The organism is Streptomyces sp. SP18CS02 (assembly GCF_036322365.1).
Taxonomy (GTDB): Bacteria; Actinomycetota; Actinomycetes; order Streptomycetales; family Streptomycetaceae; genus Streptomyces.
In genome coordinates, this window is the sequence record NZ_JAQYXC010000291.1 from 210,573 (window position 1) to 228,594 (window position 18,022).

At 71.0% G+C, this 18,022-nt stretch carries 19 protein-coding genes; 15 read left to right on the top strand and 4 right to left on the bottom strand.

The features are described 5' to 3' along the window. Positions 1–56 precede the first annotated feature (56 nt). On the bottom strand, positions 57–572 hold the full coding sequence (locus PUR26_RS23590; protein WP_329874670.1) for a PadR family transcriptional regulator: 516 nt from the start codon (positions 570–572) through the stop codon (positions 57–59). Between the two features lie 122 nt (positions 573–694). Between PUR26_RS23590 and PUR26_RS23595 the strand changes: the two genes are divergently transcribed. The 5 genes from PUR26_RS23595 to PUR26_RS23615 all read left to right on the top strand — a co-directional run bounded on the left by PUR26_RS23595 (position 695) and on the right by PUR26_RS23615 (position 7,452). Next, positions 695–1,966, top strand: coding sequence for an ABC transporter substrate-binding protein (locus PUR26_RS23595; RefSeq protein WP_329874672.1), 1,272 nt, complete (start codon positions 695–697; stop codon positions 1,964–1,966). 208 nt (positions 1,967–2,174) lie between these two features. Then, the gene (locus PUR26_RS23600) at positions 2,175–3,851 is read left to right on the top strand and encodes a glycoside hydrolase family 13 protein (protein ID WP_329874674.1); all 1,677 of its coding nucleotides are present in this window, start codon (positions 2,175–2,177) and stop codon (positions 3,849–3,851) included. A gap of 19 nt (positions 3,852–3,870) precedes the next feature. Further along, positions 3,871–5,202 carry an ABC transporter substrate-binding protein gene (locus PUR26_RS23605; protein WP_329874676.1) on the top strand — a complete coding sequence of 444 codons (1,332 nt, stop codon included), beginning with the start codon at positions 3,871–3,873 and terminating at the stop codon, positions 5,200–5,202. A gap of 10 nt (positions 5,203–5,212) precedes the next feature. After that, complete coding sequence (locus tag PUR26_RS23610) at positions 5,213–6,577, top strand: carbohydrate ABC transporter permease (RefSeq protein WP_329874678.1); 1,365 nt, start codon at positions 5,213–5,215, stop codon at positions 6,575–6,577. After that, entirely contained in the window at positions 6,574–7,452 is an 879-nt protein-coding gene (locus PUR26_RS23615) for a carbohydrate ABC transporter permease (protein ID WP_329874680.1), read from the top strand. The genes PUR26_RS23610 and PUR26_RS23615 overlap by 4 nt, the downstream gene beginning before the upstream one ends. Positions 7,453–7,503: 51 nt before the next feature. Here PUR26_RS23615 and PUR26_RS23620 read toward each other — a convergent pair whose 3' ends face one another. Further along, the gene (locus tag PUR26_RS23620) at positions 7,504–8,730 is read right to left on the bottom strand and encodes an acyl-CoA dehydrogenase family protein (RefSeq protein ID WP_329874682.1); all 1,227 of its coding nucleotides are present in this window, start codon (positions 8,728–8,730) and stop codon (positions 7,504–7,506) included. A gap of 155 nt (positions 8,731–8,885) precedes the next feature. On the opposite strand from PUR26_RS23620, the gene PUR26_RS23625 reads away from it, so the two are divergent. Beyond that, entirely contained in the window at positions 8,886–9,533 is a 648-nt protein-coding gene (locus PUR26_RS23625; protein WP_329874684.1) for a TetR family transcriptional regulator, read from the top strand. 96 nt (positions 9,534–9,629) lie between these two features. Here PUR26_RS23625 and def read toward each other — a convergent pair whose 3' ends face one another. Beyond that, on the bottom strand, positions 9,630–10,181 hold the full coding sequence (gene def, locus PUR26_RS23630; RefSeq protein WP_329874686.1) for a peptide deformylase: 552 nt from the start codon (positions 10,179–10,181) through the stop codon (positions 9,630–9,632). Positions 10,182–10,296: 115 nt separating this feature from the next. On the opposite strand from def, the gene PUR26_RS23635 reads away from it, so the two are divergent. The 5 genes from PUR26_RS23635 to PUR26_RS23655 all read left to right on the top strand — a co-directional run bounded on the left by PUR26_RS23635 (position 10,297) and on the right by PUR26_RS23655 (position 14,871). Next, the gene (locus PUR26_RS23635; RefSeq protein WP_329874688.1) at positions 10,297–11,535 is read left to right on the top strand and encodes a Mur ligase family protein; all 1,239 of its coding nucleotides are present in this window, start codon (positions 10,297–10,299) and stop codon (positions 11,533–11,535) included. Positions 11,536–11,562: 27 nt separating this feature from the next. Beyond that, a complete protein-coding gene (locus PUR26_RS23640) occupies positions 11,563–12,291 on the top strand; it encodes a type 1 glutamine amidotransferase (protein ID WP_329874690.1) in 729 nt (242 codons plus the stop codon). A 141-nt stretch (positions 12,292–12,432) separates the two neighbouring features. Continuing rightward, positions 12,433–13,458, top strand: coding sequence for a 6-phosphofructokinase (locus PUR26_RS23645; protein ID WP_329874692.1), 1,026 nt, complete (start codon positions 12,433–12,435; stop codon positions 13,456–13,458). Positions 13,459–13,576: 118 nt separating this feature from the next. Next, positions 13,577–14,530, top strand: a complete 954-nt coding sequence (locus PUR26_RS23650; protein ID WP_329874694.1) for a cytochrome c oxidase assembly protein — start codon at positions 13,577–13,579, stop codon at positions 14,528–14,530. 182 nt (positions 14,531–14,712) lie between these two features. Continuing rightward, complete coding sequence (locus PUR26_RS23655; protein ID WP_329874696.1) at positions 14,713–14,871, top strand: hypothetical protein; 159 nt, start codon at positions 14,713–14,715, stop codon at positions 14,869–14,871. Between the two features lie 136 nt (positions 14,872–15,007). Here PUR26_RS23655 and PUR26_RS23660 read toward each other — a convergent pair whose 3' ends face one another. Next, on the bottom strand, positions 15,008–15,412 hold the full coding sequence (locus PUR26_RS23660; RefSeq protein ID WP_329874698.1) for an SSI family serine proteinase inhibitor: 405 nt from the start codon (positions 15,410–15,412) through the stop codon (positions 15,008–15,010). Between the two features lie 284 nt (positions 15,413–15,696). On the opposite strand from PUR26_RS23660, the gene PUR26_RS23665 reads away from it, so the two are divergent. The 4 genes from PUR26_RS23665 to PUR26_RS34740 all read left to right on the top strand — a co-directional run bounded on the left by PUR26_RS23665 (position 15,697) and on the right by PUR26_RS34740 (position 17,931). After that, positions 15,697–16,407 carry a lysophospholipid acyltransferase family protein gene (locus PUR26_RS23665; RefSeq protein ID WP_329874700.1) on the top strand — a complete coding sequence of 237 codons (711 nt, stop codon included), beginning with the start codon at positions 15,697–15,699 and terminating at the stop codon, positions 16,405–16,407. A 300-nt stretch (positions 16,408–16,707) separates the two neighbouring features. After that, complete coding sequence (locus PUR26_RS23670; RefSeq protein ID WP_329874702.1) at positions 16,708–17,202, top strand: YbaK/EbsC family protein; 495 nt, start codon at positions 16,708–16,710, stop codon at positions 17,200–17,202. 132 nt (positions 17,203–17,334) lie between these two features. Beyond that, positions 17,335–17,625: a DUF4190 domain-containing protein gene (locus tag PUR26_RS23675; protein ID WP_329874704.1), complete on the top strand. Its 291-nt coding sequence runs from the start codon at positions 17,335–17,337 to the stop codon at positions 17,623–17,625. 231 nt (positions 17,626–17,856) lie between these two features. Continuing rightward, positions 17,857–17,931, top strand: a complete 75-nt coding sequence (locus PUR26_RS34740) for a 50S ribosomal protein bL37 (RefSeq protein WP_443077148.1) — start codon at positions 17,857–17,859, stop codon at positions 17,929–17,931. The last annotated feature ends 91 nt before the right edge of the window (positions 17,932–18,022 follow it).

The window sequence follows — 18,022 nt, forward strand, 5'->3', positions numbered from 1 at the left end:
GCCGGAGGGGGTGCCGTCGGTGCCCTCGTCGGGGCGTGCGGAGTCGGGGGCGTCGCTCACTCCAGCTCCTCCAGCTCCTCCTGGCAGCGCTCCAGCCAGTCGAGGTCTGCCTGCAGGTGCAGCATGGCTCCCTCTATCAGCAGGTGGGCGATGCGGTTGTCACGGTCCTCGGTCGCGGCGAGCCTGGACAGATTGCGCATGGTGTTGAGGTATTCGCGCCGCTGCTTGTTGATGAGTGCGACCTGGTCGGCGATCCCGGTCCGCGGGGCGAGGGCGAGCTTCATGAAGAACTCGTCCCTGACCCTCGGTTCGTCGGCCGTCTCCTCGAACCACCCGCGCAGCGCTTCGCGCCCGGCGTCGGTGAGGCGGTAGATCTTCTTGTTGGGCCGGCTCTCCTGGGCGATCTCCTCGCCCTCGATCAGCCCCGACTTCTCCAGCCGCCCGAGCGTCACGTAGATCTGGCCGACGTTGGTTGGAGGGTACGCGGCCCCCAGCAGTTGCTCAAGGTCCTGCTTGAGCTCGTAGCCGTGGGCCGGGCCGCGCGCGAGGAGAGCCAGGAGCGGCAGGCGCACTCGTCGCTCCCCTCCTCCGTATCTCAATCCGGTACGGGCTCTAGTATCGCCCATGCCTAACGGGTATACATGCCCGTGACGCGGGACGAGGGTGTTCGGCGCCGGTGTACAGGGAGGAACCTATGCGGTGGATACGTGCCGCGGGTAGGGGTCTCCTGGTCGCGGCGGTCGTCCTGTCCGGCTACGTGTCGTCGGGCGCCCCCGCGGGCGGTGCGCGCGACGGGGGCCGGGGGCCCATGACGCTGGCGACGGCGGGAGACCTGACGGGCTACCTCGGTCCGGTGCTGGAGGACTGGAACCGGGGCCACCCCGGTGAGAGGGTCACCCTGGTCGAGCTGCCGGACTCGGCCGACGAGACCCGCTCCCAGATGATCAGCGGGCTGCGTTCGGGCGAGGGCCGGTTCGACATCCTCAACATCGACGTCGCCTGGACGTCGCAGTTCGCCGCCGCGGGCTGGATCGCCCCGCTGGAGCGCGAACGTTTCCCGCTGAGCAGTCTCCTGCCGCCCGTGGTGGACACGGCGACGTACGACGGAAAGCTGTACGCCGTCCCGTATGTCACCAATGCCGGGATGCTCTTCTACCGCAAGGACATCCTCGACCGCGAGGGCGAGCGTCCGCCCGGCACCTGGGCGGAGCTGGAGCGGCAGGCCGGCACCCTCGCGCCGAAGTACGGCCTCGGGGGGTACGCGGGCCAGTTCCTGCCGTACGAGGGCCTCACCGTCAACGCCGCCGAGGCGGTGTACTCGGCCGGGGGCACGATCCTCGGGGACGAGGGCGAGCGGGTCACCGTGGATTCGACCGCGGCCCGTCGCGGTATCGCTTTCCTGGCCCGGGGAGTGCGCGACGGCTGGATCCCCCGGGAGGCGCTGACGTACAAGGAGGAGGAGTCCCGGCAGGCGTTCCAGGACGGCCGGCTCCTCTTCCTGCGCAACTGGCCGTACGCCTACGTCGGCGCGTCCGGCAAGGACTCCGAGGTCGCGGGGAAGTTCGGCGCGGTACCGCTGCCGGGTCCCGACGGGCCGGGCACCAGCGTGCTCGGCGGTTCCAATCTCGCGGTCAGCACCGACGCGCGCCACCCGGAGTCAGCGCGCGACCTGATCGCCTACCTCACCAGCGACCGGGTGCAGCGCCGCGTCCTGACCGAGGGCGCGCTGCCGCCCGTGCGGGCGGCGCTGTACGGGGACCCGGCCCTGACGCGCCGGTTCCCCTACCTGCCGACGCTGCGCGCGAGCGTGCTGTCGGCCGCCCCGCGGCCCAAGAGCCCGCGGTACGAGCAGGTGAGCCTGGCCGTGCAGGCCGTCGCGCATGACGCGATGGCTCAGCACCAGTCGCCCCCGGCAGCCGTGCGGCGTCTCGCCGATGAGCTCGCCGCTCTCGCCCACCACCACTGACCCTACTTACCTGTTAGGTATCGGCCCGCCTTTTCGAGGCGGGCTTTCTGTTGGTCAAATCGGTACATACTCCCCCAACTTTGGCTCCATTTCTGCACAGTCGTTGACACCCTCTCGACACCTCTACTTAACATGCATGCATAACCGCTAACCTCTCTGGATAGCGCACCCCGTCCACGTAGAACACGCAGAAACAGGTCAACGGGTGATGCTCACAGCTCCGGCCGACGACGGCCTCTCCCACCGCCTCCGGCACCACTGGTGGCGGGACGCGGTGATCTACCAGGTGTACGTCCGCAGCTTCCTGGACAGCACGGGCGACGGGATCGGCGACCTGGCCGGTGTCCGCGCCGGACTTCCGTACCTCAAGAAGCTCGGTGTCGACGGCATATGGCTGAGCCCCTTCTACCCGTCCCCGCAGCACGACCACGGATACGACGTCGCCGACTACTGCGACGTCGACCCCGTCTTCGGTGACCTGGCCGAGTTCGGCAGGCTCGTCGAGGACGCGCACCGCCTGGGCGTCAAGGTGCTGCTGGACATCGTCCCCAACCACTGCTCCAGCGAGCACCAGTGGTTCCGCGAGGCGCTCGCCTCGGCGCCCGGCAGCGAGGCCCGCTCCCGTTTCCACTTCGCGGAGGGGCGCGGCCCGGGCGGTGACGTACCGCCGAACAACTGGCACGCGATGTTCGGCGGACCCGCCTGGAGCCGGGTCGTCGAGGCGGACGGCACGCCGGGCCAGTGGTACCTGCACATGTTCACGCCCGAGCAGCCCGACCTGAACTGGCGCAACCCCGAGGTGGGCCTGCACTTCGACCGTGTGCTGCGGTTCTGGCTGGACCGGGGCGTGGACGGCTTCCGGATCGATGTGGCCGCGGGGCTCTTCAAGCACCCCGAACTGCCCGACTCCCCGGACCCCGAGGCCGACGCCAGGACCCGCGACTCGGTCAACCCGCTCGCCTGGAACCAGCCCGAGGTGCACGACGTGTGGCGCCACTGGCGGTCGGTGTGCGAGGAGTACACGGTCCGCGACGGCCGTGAGCGGCTGCTGGTCGGCGAGGTGTCCGTGCCGACCGCCCGCGAGCACGCGCGTTACGTACGCCCGGACGAGCTCCACCAGGCCTTCTTCTTCGACCTGCTCGGCGCGCCGTGGGACGCCGACACCTTCCGCAAGGTCATCGCGGAGGCGATGCGCGACATCGCCGGCACCGGATCCACCGTGACCTGGGTCCTCAACAACCACGACCAGGTCAGGACGGTCACCCGGTACGGGGAGTCCGGCACCGAGGGCAGCGGCCTGGGCACCGCCCGCGCCCGCGCCGCCGCTCTGCTGATGCTGGCACTGCCCGGCGCGGCGTACATCTACCAGGGCGAGGAGCTCGGCCTGCCGGAGGTCGTCGACCTGCCGGACGAGGTACTCACCGACCCGATCTTCCGCCGCACCGGCAGCCGGGCCCGGATCCGCGACGGCTGCCGCGTGCCGTTGCCCTGGTCGGGACACGCGTCCCCGTTCGGCTTCAGCACGGGTGCCGAGAGCGCCAAGCCGTGGCTGCCCCAGCCGGGCTGGTTCGCCGAGCACGCCACCGACCGCGCGCTGGCCGACACCCGCTCGTTCTGGCACCTGTACCGCGACGGACTGCAGCTGCGCCGGGGCCTGCCGCAACTGGGCGAGGGCTCCCTGCGCTGGCTGGACTCGCCGCCCGGCGTCCTCGCCTTCACGCGCGGCGAGGGCCTCGTCTGCGCGGTCAACTTCGGCACCGCCCCGGTGCCCGCCCCCGTCCACGGCGCGCCGCTGCTGTCCAGCGGGCCGTGCCCGGACGGCGTACTGCCCGGCTCGACGGCCGCCTGGTGGATCGGCGACCGGCCCACCACACCCAACCCCTGATCCCCCTGGAGGGACGGCAATGATGATGCGACGACGAACAGCGGTGGCAGGCTGCACGGCAATCGCCCTGGCACTGGGCGCCACCGCCTGCGGCGGCGACCCGGTGGCCGCCGGCGGCGGCAGCGGCGGCAAGGAGCTCGGAGGGCAGACCCTCACCGTGGCCGGTGTCTGGTCCGGCGCCGAGCAGAAGAACTTCCAGAAGGTGCTCGACGCCTTCGGCGAGAAGACCGGGGCCAAGACCCAGTTCGTCTCCACCGGCGACAACGTCTCCACGGTCGTCGGCAGCAAGATCGAGGGCGGCAACGCCCCCGACGTCGTGATGGTCCCCCAGGTCGGCGTGCTCCAGCAGTTCGCGAAGCAGAACTGGCTCAAGCCGCTGTCCAAGACCGCCCAGCAGTCCGTCGACGCCAACTACGCCTCGGTGTGGAAGAGTTACGGCACGGTCGACGGCTCCCTGTACGGCCTGTACTTCAAGGCGGCCCACAAGTCGACCGTCTGGTACAGCCCCACGGCGTACGAGCAGGCCGGTGTGAAGCCGCCGAAGAGCTACGAGGAGATGCTCACCACCGGGCAGGCGCTCTCCGACTCCGGCCTGCCGGCCTTCTCGGTCGCCGGCGAGGACGGCTGGACGCTCACCGACTGGTTCGAGAACATCTACCTCTCCCAGGCGGGACCGGAGAAGTACGACCAGCTCGCCGCGCACAAGATCAAGTGGACCGACCCCACGGTGGTCAAGGCCCTGACCACGCTCGGCACCCTCTTCTCCGACAAGAAGCTGATCGCGGGCGGCCAGAAGGGCGCCCTCGGCACCGATTTCCCCGGCTCCGTCGAGAAGGTCTTCGGTCCCGACCCGGAGGCGGCGATGGTGTACGAGGGCGACTTCGTCGCCGGGATCGCTAAGGACCAGTTCGGCAAGAAGATCGGCGAGGACGCCGCCTTCTTCCCCTTCCCCGCGGTCGCCGGCGGCAAGGCGCCGGTGGTCAGCGGCGGTGACGCGGCCGTCGTCCTGAAGGACGGCAGGAACCCGAAGGCCGCCATGGCCTTCCTGGAGTACCTGGCCACCCCCGAGGCCGCCGCCGTATGGGCCGAGGCGGGCGGCTTCCTGTCGCCGAACAAGGAGCTCGACCCCGCCTCGTACGGTGACGACACCCTCCGCGAGACGGCCAAGTCGCTGATCGACGCGGGGGATTCGGTCCGCTTCGACATGTCGGACCAGGCGCCCGCGGCGTTCGGCGGCACCAAGGGCATGGGCGAGTGGAAGCTCCTGCAGGACTTCCTGCGCGACCCGTCGGACCCGGCCGCCACCGCGGCCGGGCTGGAGGCCGCCGCGGCCAAGGCGTACAAGGGCTGAGGCGACCGCCATGACCACTGTCACCGCTCCTCCGCCGCCCGCCGCCCGGGCCGCGTCCGCCGGGCCCCGGGGCGCGAACCCCCGGCAGCGCGCGCGTCGGCGCAGACGGCTCGTCGCCGTGGTGTTCGTCCTGCCGGCGCTGCTGCTCCTGGGCGCGCTGGTCGTGTACCCCGTGCTGTTCTCGGTGGGACGGAGCTTCTTCGACGCCTCGGGCAGCCGGTTCGTCGGCGGGGGCAACTACGCGGAGATCTTCCGCGACCCGGCCACCTTGAAGGCCATCCGCAACAGCACCATCTGGGTGGTCGTCGCCCCGACGCTGCTGACCGGGTTCGGACTGATCTTCGCCGTACTGGTGGAGAAGGTCCGCTGGGCCAGTGCGTTCAAGCTGCTGATGTTCATGCCGATGGCGGTGTCCTTCCTCGCGGCCGGGATCATCTTCCGGCTGGCCTACGAGGAGGACCCCGACAAGGGCGTGCTCAACGCGGCCGTCACCGGGGTGCACGACGCCTTCGAGGGCGCCTCCTCCTATCCGACGGCCCGGGCCCGCGAGGGGCATGGCGTGGTCAAGGCGGCCGACGGGTCCTACACGACCGCCGCGCTCGCTCCCGGAACCGGCGTCGGCCTCGGCTTCGTCGGCGTACCGCCCAAGGAACTGCCGGGCGACGCCCGGCCGGCGTCCCCGCCGGCCGCGGCGGGACCGGGCGAGCTCCGTGGAGTCGTCTACCTGGACTTCACGGCGGGCGGCGGCGGGCGGCCGGGAACGGTCGACGCCGGCGAGCGAGGGCTGCCGGGGATGTCCGTCGAGGCCGTACGGGACGGCGCGGCGGTCGCCACCGCCACCACGGCGGCCGACGGCTCGTTCCGCTTCGGGGACCTCGCGAAGGGCTCGTACACCGTGCGGCTGCCCGCGCAGAACTTCGCCCCGCCCTACGAGGGCGTCTCATGGCTCGGCCCGGCCCTGGTCACCCCGGCGATCATCGGCGCCTATCTGTGGATCTGGACGGGCTTCGCCATGGTGCTCATCGGCGCCGGACTGTCCGCACTGCCGCGCGACACCCTGGAGGCGGCGCGGATGGACGGCGCGAACGAGTGGCAGGTGTTCCGGCGGATCACCGTTCCGCTGCTGGCGCCGGTGCTGACCGTCGTCTTCGTGACCCTGGTGATCAATGTGATGAAGGTCTTCGACCTCATCTACATCATCGCGCCGGGACCGGTCCAGGAGGACGCCACCGTACTGGCCACCCAGATGTGGCTGGTCTCCTTCGGCGGTGGCAACAACCAGGGGCTCGGCAGCGCGCTCGGCGTTCTGCTCCTGCTGCTGGTGATCCCGGCCATGGTCTTCAACGTCCGCCGCTTCCGCAGGAGCCAGTCATGAGCGCGACCGCATCCACCCGGCCCACCGGAACGAGGAGGGGCGGGCCCGGCCGGTGGCTCGGCAACGGGCTGGTCCAGGCGTTCCTCATCGTCGTCGGCCTCATCTGGATCACCCCTCTCGCCGGACTGCTGCTGTCCTCGCTGCGCTCGGCGCGGGACAACGCGGGCAGCGGCTGGTGGACCACGCTGACCAGCCCGGGCCAGTTGTCCTTCGACAACTACACGGCGCTGCTGGGCAACGCGGGCATCACCAAGGCCTTGTGGAACACGGTGCTGATCTCGGTGCCGACGACCGTTCTGGTCGTGGTCCTCGCCGCGCTCGCCGGTTACGCCTTCGCCTGGCTGGAGTTCCCCGGCCGCGACTGGATCTTCCTGCTGGTGGTGGCGCTGCTGGTGGTGCCGGTCCAGGTGGGCCTGCTGCCGGTCGCCAAGCTCTTCGGCGAGCTCGGGCTGTTCGGCACGATCCCCGGTGTGGTGCTGTTCCACGTCGCCTACGGCCTGCCGTTCGCCGTCTTCCTGCTGCGCAACTACTTCGCGGAGATCCCCCGGGAGATGCTGGAGGCGGCCCGGATGGACGGTGGCGGCGAGTGGCGGATCTTCACCCGGCTGGTGTTGCCGGTGGGCCGCCCGGCCATCGCCAGCCTGGCGATCTTCCAGTTCCTGTGGGTGTGGAACGACATGCTCGTGGCACTGCTCTTCGCGGACAGTTCCTCGCAGCCGCTGACCGTGGAACTCCAGTCCCAGGTGCGGCAGTTCGGCAGCAACATCGATGTGCTGGCGCCCGGCGCGTTCCTCTCCCTGATCGTGCCGGTGGTGGTCTTCTTCGCCTTCCAGCGGCACTTCGTCCAGGGAGTCATGGCGGGCTCGGTGAAGTGAGCGCGAGGAAGGGGCGCCTGGTGGCCCGCGGGCCGCGGGGCGCCCCTTCGGTCAGCGGATCTGCATGCCCGACAGGGTGCGTGCGATGACCAGACGCTGGATCTCGCTCGTGCCCTCGAAGATCGTGTAGATGGCGGCGTCACGGTGCATGCGCTCCACCGGGTACTCACGGGTGAAGCCGTTGCCGCCCAGGATCTGTACGGCCTGCGCCGTGACCTTCTTGGCGATCTCACTGGCGTACAGCTTGGACATCGAGCCCTCGGCCGAGGTGAACGGCTTGCCGGTCGTCGCCATCCAGGAGGCGCGCCACACCAGCAGCCGGGCCGCGTCGATCTGGGTGCGCATGTCCGCGAGCTGGAAGGCCACGCCCTGGTTGTCGATGATCGGGCGGCCGAACTGCTCGCGCGTCCTCGCGTAGTCGAGCGCCACTTCGTAGGCGGCGCGGGCGGTGCCCACGGCCATGGCGCCGACCGCCGGGCGCGACGCCTCGAAGGTGGCCATCGCGGCGTTCTTGACGCGCTCGCCGCCCTTCCTGGCCTTCTCGCGGGCCCGGGCGAGGCGCTCGTCCAGCTTCTCCTTGCCGCCGAGGAGGCAGTGGCCGGGGACGCGGACGTTCTCCAGGACGACCTCGGCGGTGTGGGAGGCGCGGATGCCGTGCTTCTTGAACTTCTGGCCCTGGGAGAGGCCCGGGGTGCCCGGCGGGACGATGAAGGAGGCGTGCCCCTTGGAACCGATGTCGGGGTCGACCACGGCGACCACGACGTGGACGTTGGCGATGCCGCCGTTGGTGGCCCAGGTCTTGGTGCCGTTGAGGACCCACTCGTCCTTCGCCTCGTCGTACACGGCACGGGTGCGCATGGAGGCGACGTCCGAGCCGGCGTCGGGCTCGGAGGAGCAGAACGCGGCGACCTTGACGTTCTCGACGTCGCCGTACATCTGGGGGATCCAGGTGCCGATCTGCTCCTCGGTGCCGTTGGCGAGGACGCCGACGGCCGCCAGGCCCGTACCGACGATGGACAGGGCGATGCCCGCGTCGCCCCAGAAGAGCTCCTCCATCGCCACCGGGATGCCGAGGCCGGTCGGGTCGAAGAACTGCTGCGCGTAGAAGTCGAGGGAGTAGATGCCGACCTTGGCCGCCTCCTGGATGATCGGCCAGGGGGTCTCCTCACGCTCGTCCCACTCCGCGGCGGCCGGTCGCATCACGTCCTTGGCGAATCCGTGCAGCCAGTCACGGACCTGCTTCTGGTCGTCGTTGAGATCGAGCGTGAACTCGGCCATGTTCCCTCCCTGCACTGCGGTGTCACCCACGGTATGTTACTTGCGGTAACCGCAGTCTGTTACCGGTAAGTAGCAGCTGTCAACCGGCAGCGGTCGCGACCTGGGTGTTACGTTGCGCTGGCTTCGAGGAATTCGCACGGGCGGGGAGACACGCTATGGAGACCACACACCGGACCGACCAACAGCGGTCGGCGGACCAGCGGCGACGCGAACTGCTCGAAGCCGCCGACCGGGTGGTCCTCCGGGACGGACCGCAGGCGTCGATGAACGCCATCGCCGCCGAGGCGGGCATCACCAAGCCCATCCTCTACCGGCACTTCGGCGACAAGGGCGGCCTGTACCGGGCCCTCGCCAAGCGCCACACCGACGCCCTGCTGTCCGCACTGCGCAGCGCGCTCGACGCGCCCGCCGAGCGCCGTCAGCGGGTCGAGGCGACGCTCGACACCTATCTCGCGGCGATCGAGGCGAGGCCGCAGGTGTACCGCTTTCTGATGCACCCGTCCGAGGACGCCGCCCAGCAGGCGGAGCGGGGGTTCGACGTGGGGCGGCACTCCGCGCCGGTCCTGCGCCGGATGGGTGAGGAGCTCGCCGAGGTGATCGCCGAGCGCGTCGACCTGGGGCCGAACAGCGCGGTGCTCGCACGGGTGTGGGGCCACGGAATCGTCGGCATGATGCACGCGGCGGGCGACTGGTGGCTCGGCGAACGCCCCTGTTCGAGAGCCGACCTGGTACGCGCCCTGGCCGACCTGCTGTGGGGGCGGCTGGAGACCGTCGACGACAGGGTGGACAGCCCGGGCCTCTAGGTCGTGTCGGTCGGGCCGGACGAAAAACCTGAGTGGGTCCGTGAAGTCCCGCCCGTCCCGCGCCGATCCGCCGGACCGGGCGGCGGGACTCCCGGGTCACTTCCCGGCGGTACGGGCCCAGGGGGCCCGCCGCGCCGCCCTGAGGGCACGCGCGCGCCGCCAGCCGGTGAGACGGTCGGGGTAGACCGTACCCTCCAGGTGATCGCACTCGTGCTGGAGGCAGCGGGCGAAGAATCCCGTACCCTCGACCCGGACCGGATCGCCCAGCGTGTCGACGCCCTCGACCACCGCGCGGTCGAACCGTGTCGTCCCCGCCTCGATGCCCGGCAGCGACAGACAGCCCTCCGGACCGCGTACCGTCACCCCGTCGGCCTCCACGAGCCGAGGATTGACGATGTGACCGAGATGGCGGACATCCTCGTCGTCCGGGCAGTCGTACACGAAGACCCGCAGGGACTCGCCGATCTGGTTCGCCGCGAGGCCGACGCCCTGGGCCGCGTACATCGTCGCGAACATGTCCTCGACGAGCCGGGACAGGGACGGACCGAAATCGGTGACGGTCTCACAGGCGGTGTGCAGTACCGGGTCGCCGAGCAGACTCATGGCTCGTACGCGCCCGGAACTGCCGGGGATCGGGCGGTTTCGCATGGCCTCCAGCCTACGTTCCGCCACGACCTTGGCTTTCGGACAGGTGGCGCGGTTCGGGCCGTCGGCCGGAGCTCGATAGGCTGAGCCCGGACCCACGCTAGGAGGAACAAGGACGATGGCAGGCAACACGGAGCCGCTGTCGCCGCGCGCCAAGCTGGCCGTGACGGCAGGAAAGGCCGCAGCGGCGGTGTCACGCGCCGCGGGACGCGGCAGCGGATCGGTGATCGGCGGCCGGGTGGCGCTCAAGCTCGACCCCGACCTGCTGGGGCGGCTCGCGCAGCATCTGGACGTCGTCCTGGTGTCGGCGACCAACGGCAAGACGACCACCACCCGGCTGATCGCCGAGGCACTGCGGGCCAGCGGCCCGGTGGTGTCGAACGCGCTCGGCGCGAACATGCCCGCGGGCATCACCTCGGCGCTGGCGGGCGGCTCGGACGCCAAGTTCGGCGTCATCGAGGTCGACGAGAAGTACCTGGCCGGCGTCGCGCGCGACGTGACGCCGAAGGCGATCGCGCTGCTCAACCTCTCGCGCGACCAGCTCGACCGCGCCGCGGAGACCCGGATGCTCGCGGAGAAGTGGCGCGAGGGCCTGTCCGGCACGAAGGCGGTGGTCATCGCCAACGCGGACGACCCGCTGATCGTGTGGGCCGCGTCCTCCTCCGCCAACGTCGTGTGGGTGGCGGCAGGACAGGAGTGGAAGGACGACGCCTGGTCGTGCCCCGCCTGCGGCGGTGTGATGCAGCGCCCCGGCGACGACTGGTTCTGCGGCGAGTGCGGCTTCCGCCGGCCCGCGCCGAGCTGGGTGCTGAGCGGCGACCACGTGCTGGACCCGCACGGCTCGGCCTGGCCGATCCACCTCCAGCTGCCCGGCCGTGCCAACAAGGCGAACGCCGCGACCTCCGCGGCCGTCGCCGCGGTCTTCGGGGTACCGCCGCAGGTGGCCCTGGAGCGCATGTACCAGGTGCAGGCCGTGGCCGGCCGGTACGACGTGGTCTCGTTCCTCGGGCGCGAGCTCCGGCTGCTGCTGGCGAAGAACCCCGCGGGCTGGCTGGAGACGTTCTCGCTCATCGACCCGCCGCCGACCCCGGTGATCCTCTCGGTCAACGCGCGCGGCGCCGACGGCACGGACACGTCCTGGCTCTGGGACGTCGACTACACCCGGCTGGCCGGGCACCCGATCTTCGTGATCGGCGACCGCAGGCTGGACCTCGCGGTGCGGCTGGAGGTCGCCGGCCTGGACTTCCGGGTGTGCGACACGGTCGACGAGGCGGTGCAGCTGGCACCGCCCGGACGGATCGAGCTGATCGCCAACTACACCGCCTTCCAGGACGTACGCCGCCGCGTCGGCAACTGACCGGGACCGATCGCAGAGGAAATGAGCATGAGCGACAGCAGTCTGCGTCTGGTGTGGGTCTATCCCGACCTGCTCAGCACGTACGGAGACCAGGGCAACGCCCTCGTGGTCGAGCGCCGGGCACGCCAGCGCGGCCTGGACGTCCAGCGGGTGGACGTGCGCAGCGACCAGCCGGTGCCGACGTCCGGCGACATCTATCTGATCGGCGGTGGCGAGGACCGGCCGCAGCGGCTGGCGGCCGAGCGGCTGCGCCGCGACACCGGGCTGGTCAGGGCCGCGGAGAACGGCGCGATCATCTTCTCGGTCTGCGCCGGGTACCAGATCCTCGGTCACGAGTTCATCAACGACCTCGGTGAGCGCGAGCCGGGCCTGGGGCTGATCGACGTGATCTCGACCCGGGGCGAGGGTGAGCGGTGCGTCGGCGACGTGCTCGCCGACATCGACCCGCGGCTGGGCCTCCCCCAGCTGACCGGGTTCGAGAACCACCAGGGCGTCACCCACCTCGGGCCGACGGCCCGCCCGTTCGCCCGTACCGTGTTCGGCAACGGCAACGGGACCGGGGACGGCACCGAGGGGGCGTACAACGACACCGTCTTCGGTACGTACATGCACGGCCCCGTCATGGCGCGCAACCCGCAGATCGCGGACCTGCTGCTGAAGCTGGCCCTCGACGTGAACGCGCTGCCGCCGACCGACGACCGGTGGTACGAGGCGCTGCGCGCCGAGCGGATCTCGGCGGCGTCCCAGCCCGCCTGACGCTTTGGCCGTTCGTACGAGATCCGTCCAGCAGGCGGACGCCCGGTTCGGCCCCGCCACCTCTCGCCGGTAGGGTGGCGGGGATCCAACCGGACGACGTGGTCCGGGAGTCGGCCCACGTTGCAAAGGTATTTTCGGGCTATGCGCATTGGTGTGCTCACCTCCGGCGGCGACTGCCCCGGTCTGAACGCCGTCATCCGTTCCGTCGTGCACCGTGCCGTCGCCGACCACGGCGATGAGGTCATCGGCTTCCACGACGGGTGGAGGGGCCTGCTGGAGTGCGACTACCGCAAGCTCGACCTGGAGGCGGTGGGCGGCATCCTCGCCCGGGGCGGCACCATCCTCGGCTCCTCCCGCGTCCAGCCGGCGCATCTGCGCGACGGCGTCGAGCGGGCCAGGGGCCACGTCAGCGAGCTCGGTCTCGACGCCATCATCCCGATCGGTGGCGAGGGGACGCTCAAGGCGGCCAATCTGCTCTCCGAGGCGGGCCTGCCCATCGTCGGCGTCCCGAAGACCATCGACAACGACATCGCGTCGACCGATGTGACCTTCGGTTTCGACACGGCCGTCGGCGTCGCCACCGAGGCGCTCGACCGGCTGAAGACGACCGCCGAATCGCACCAGCGGGTGCTGATCGTGGAGGTCATGGGCCGGCACACCGGATGGATCGCCCTGCACTCCGGCATGGCCGCGGGCGCCCACGCCATCGTCGTTCCCGAGCGGCCCTTCGACATCGGGGAGCTGACCGAGCGCGTCGGGGAGCGCTTCTCGGCGGGCAAGAAGTTCGCGATCGTCGTGGTCGCGGAGGGCGCCAAGCCGCGCGAGGGCTCGATGAGCTTCGACGAGGGCGGCAAGGACATCTACGGCCACGAGCGCTTCGCCGGTGTGGCCCAGCAGCTGTCCATCGAGCTGGAGCAGCGGCTGGGCAAGGAGGCCCGTGCCGTGATCCTGGGCCATGTGCAGCGCGGCGGGACGCCCACCGCGTACGACAGGGTGCTCGCGACGCGGTTCGGCTGGCACGCGGTGGAGGCGGCGCACCGCGGCGAGTTCGGCATGATGACCGCGCTGCGCGGCACGGACATCACCATGGTGCCGCTGGCGCAGGCCGTGGAGACCCTCAAGACGGTTCCCGCGGAGCGCTACGACGAGGCCGAGACGGTCCTCTGATCCTCGTCCGGTCCTCGCTCCGCACCGAACGACCCGCCCCCGGACGCAGCCGCGTCCGGGGGCGGCTCTAGTCTGGACCCCGCAAGCGGACAACCCAGCACGAATCAGGAGCCGGCGGATGGATCACAGCGGGCACGGCATGACGATGGATCTGCCGCCGTTCACGCTGGGACGGGGGCTCGCGTTCTCACCCGACGCCTTCTTTCTCATCGGCTGTCTGCTGGGCCTCGCCCTGTACGGCTGGGCGGTCGTGAGGCTGCGCGGACGCGGCGACGCCTGGCCGGTGGGCCGGACCGTCTTCTTCACCCTCGGCGTGCTGAGCGTCGCCCTGGTGATGTGCACCAGGCTGAACGACTACGGCATGGTCATGTTCAGCGTGCACATGGTGCAGCACATGGTGATCAGCATGCTGTCGCCGATCCTGCTGCTGCTCGGCGCCCCGGTCACCCTGGCGCTGCGGGCGCTGCCGGTGGCGGCCCGGCGCGGTGCCAAGGGGCCGCGCGAGCTGCTGCTGATGCTGCTGCACAGCCGCTATATGCGGATCATCACACATCCGGTCTTCACGATCCCGCTGTTCATCGCGAGCCTGTACGCGCTGTACTTCACCCCGCTCTTCGACTTCCTGATGGGCTCGAAGCCGGGCCACATCGCGATGATGGTGCACTTCCTCGCCGTCGGTCTGGTCTTCTTCTGGCCGATCATGGGCGTGGACCCCGGCCCGCACCGGCCCGGCTATGTGATGCGGATGCTGGAGCTGTTCGCGGGCATGCCGTTCCACGCGTTCTTCGGCATCGCGCTGATGATGGCCACGGAGCCGATGGTCCAGGTGTACCGCGATCCGCCCGCCTCGCTCGGTATCGACGCCCTGTCCGACCAGAACGCGGCGGGCGGCATCGCCTGGGCCTTCAGCGAGATCCCCTCGGTCCTGGTGCTGATCGCGCTGGTGTACCAGTGGTACCGGTCGGAACAGCGGACGGCGAAGCGGGCGGACCGGGCGGCGGACCGGGACGGCGACAAGGAGCTCGAGGCGTACAACGCCTATCTCGCCTCGCTCCAGACGCGCGGACGGTAGCGCGGGAGCCTCCTCACGGTTCACGATGGCTCTGGGAGTGTCCGCGAGGCTGCGCCGTCCGTCCGAGCGGCGGGACCGCGGTGTCCGGTGCGGGCCGGAGCCGTGGGAGCGGCGCGGCTTCGCGGACACGTCCCGGGGCCCGTCCGACCGGGCCTCCCGCCCGCGGCCGGAGGAGGACTCGTATGTCCGGATCCACGAAGACCATGGGGATGCTCACCCTCGCCGCCCTGGTGATGACGACGGCGTACACGGCGGCGCTCGGCAGCAACGGGTGGCTGTGGTTCGGCTGGGTGGTGCTCGGACTGGCGACCATCGGGATGGCCGCCACCCGCGACACCTGAGGCCGGCCGCCGGCCTCCCGGCGGGCACGGACCCCTGAGGGCCCACGGACGGCCCCCGGGCGGCCCGCCCGGACGGCTCGCGGAAGACCCCGGGGCCGGCCCGCCCGGACAGCTCCCGGCCCGCTGCCCGGCGGGCTCAGAAGCGGAAGACGGGTCCGGTCGCCGCGTCCAGCAGGCACGCGTTGCCGTAGGTCCTGCTCCAGTCGACGGCGCGGCCCTTCCAGGTGCCGTCCGCACCGACGGTGACCGGCTCGGAGCGCTTCGTGCAGGCCCTCGACCGTCCCGCGAGCCGGTCGAGGTCGCCGCCCACCCTGGCGAGGGCCGCGCAGGCGCCCTTGGCGTCGGGGTGGGGGCCGTACGGCTCCGGGGCGCAGTGCAGCCGCACGCCGCGGATCCAGCTCTCATCGGCGCCCGAGACGGTGAGGAAGAGGCCCTGGTCGGGGGTGTCGCCCCGATCACCGGCCGGGGGGCCGGCAAGCGCCGGGGCCACCGGGGTGAGGGCGACGAGAACGGCGGCGACGACTGCGGCGCGGAGGTTCATCCGGTAGCTCCTGGGGGTGCGGGGACACGCACGGACAGGGCACCCCCGCCCGGCGCGTACGCCAAGCCGCCGCGCCGCACCGTCCCGCGTACGACCCGCGATCTCGCCCGCCCGGCCCCCGTCCCGCTCGACCGGGCGGGAGGCCCCGCGGCGCTCCGACGACGACGCGCGCGCGGGTGGTTACCCCCGGGCACCCCTGCACCTACACTGGCCCTTTCCGGACCGACCCCGTGACCTGGCAGAACGCAGCCCTTGAGCCGACCCTCACAGCTGGGAGCCGCACTGTGTTCTATTACGTCCTGAAGTACGTCCTTCTCGGGCCCCTCCTGCGGCTGCTCTTCCGGCCGAGGACCGAGGGCCTGGAGCACATCCCTCAGGACGGCGCGGCGATCGTCGCGGGCAATCACCTGTCCTTCTCGGACCACTTCCTGATGCCGGTGGTGCTGAAGCGGCGCATCACCTTCCTGGCGAAGCAGGAGTACTTCACCGGGCCCGGCCTCAAGGGCCGGCTGACGGCCGCCTTCTTCCGCAGCGCCGGGCAGATCCCGGTGGACCGGTCCGGCAAGGAGGCCGGACAGGCGGCGATCCGCGAGGGCCTCGGGGTGCTGTCCAAGGGCGAGCTGCTGGGCATCTACCCGGAGGGCACCCGCTCGCACGACGGCCGTCTGTACAAGGGCAAGGTCGGGGTGGCGGTGATGGCCCTGAAGGCTGGGGTCCCCGTGATCCCCTGCGCCATGGTCGGGACGTTCGAGATCCAGCCGCCCGGTCAGGTCGTTCCCCGGATCAAGCGGGTCAGGATCCGTTTCGGAGCGCCGCTGGACTTCTCCCGGTACGCGGGGATGGAGAACGAGAAGGCGGTGATCCGCGCGGCGACCGACGAGATCATGTCCGCGATCCTCGTCCTGTCCGGCCAGGAGTACGTGGACGCGTACGCGGCCGACGTGAAGGCGGCCGAGACCCCGCAGGGCAGGAAGTTCCCGCGTCTGCGGCACTGACCGCCGGGGCGACCGGTACGGCGGGGGACGGTGCCGGTGGACGGGGCGGCGGCCCTGGATAGGGTCGGACCGACCCGTGGGGGTCGGACCGTCCGATCGTGTACGACATGACCGCCGCCGGAGGGGGCGGGCCACCGGTGCCGGGCCGCGGACAGCCGCTCGCGGTGGCCGCCGAGTGGCCCGCGTGCCTGCCGGAGGGGGGACGGGAAGGGCTCGCCGCCTTCCCTCGTACCCGGTCGCCCGGTCCCCGGAGGGGTGCTCCGGCCACGCGGCCGTGCACTCCTGGCTGAAGGGAACAAGGTGAGCGAGCAGCACGAGACATACGAGAAGCTGATCGGCCTGCTGGACGAACGCGGGGCGGTGTACCGGGTCATCGAGCACCCGGCGGAGGGCGCGACCGAGGCGGTCAGCGCGTTGCGCGGGAACACACCGGCGCAGGCCGCCAAGTGCATCGTGGTGATGGTGAAGACCGGCAAGAAGACGAAGCGCCATGTGCTGGCCGTGGTGCCGGGTGACCGGCGGGTGGACCTCGGCGCGGTGAAGGCCCTGCTGGGCGGCGGCTACGCCGGGTTCGCGACACCCGAGGTGGCGGAGCGGCTGGCCGGGAGCGTGAGCGGCACGATCCTGCCCTTCTCCTTCGATCCGGAACTCGAACTGGTCGTGGACCCGGCGCTGCTGGAGCAGGAGGAGCTGTTCTTCAACGCGGCCCGTCTCGACCGTTCGCTGGCGTTGCGGACGGCCGACTACGTGGCGATCGCGGAGCCTCGTACGGAGCCCATCGCACAGGCGGTCTGAGGAGCCGGCCGGGCGGACGGCCGCGGGCCGATGGTGGCAACTTGCGGGTCCGTCCACCCGGTTGGGCATGGGACGGCGCTGCCGGGCAACAAGAGCGGTCACGGATTACTCCTACGACAGGGAGAGAGACCCATGACCGAGTACGGCACCAGCGGCACGCACGGGCACGCTCATTCCGGCACGAACGGGCTGGCCATCGCCGGGCTCGTATGCGGTGTCATCGGAGTGTTCTTCCTCAATATCATCCTCGGACCGCTCGCGATCGTCTTCGGTGTGGTGGGCCGCAAGCAGGCACCGGTCAAGGGCGGCGGCGGGATGGCCACGGCGGCGATCGCCCTTGGTGTCATCGACCTGGTGATCTTCGCGATCCTGATGGTCGTCGCCGCTTCGTCGGGCGGCTTCTCCTGGTACGTCGGCGGCTAGGGTCCTTCGTTCGGATCAGGCCGGGATCGCGGTATCCGTTCGACGCGAGGACCTCCGGTGCGACGGGGCTTCGGGCCTCACCGCACACGGAGGTCTTCGCGTTCTCCGTGTCACGCCCGCCCGTGAGGGGCTCGGGCCGCCCACCCGACGGCTCTCGCGAGCTGCGGCCCCCACCGTCCGAACCTAGACTGGCGAAGGCATGGAAAGCCCCCCATCAAGGAGATACGCACCATGTCGAAGCGAGGCAACAAGCGACGGGCCCGTAAGAGCAAGAAGGCCAACCACGGCAAGCGCCCCAACACCTGAGTCTCGGCGGGCCGCTGCTCGGTGTCCCGGGGGCGGCCCGCCGTCCCGTCGAGTGCGACGGGAGAGGGCGATCCGGGCCCCCGCCGTCGCG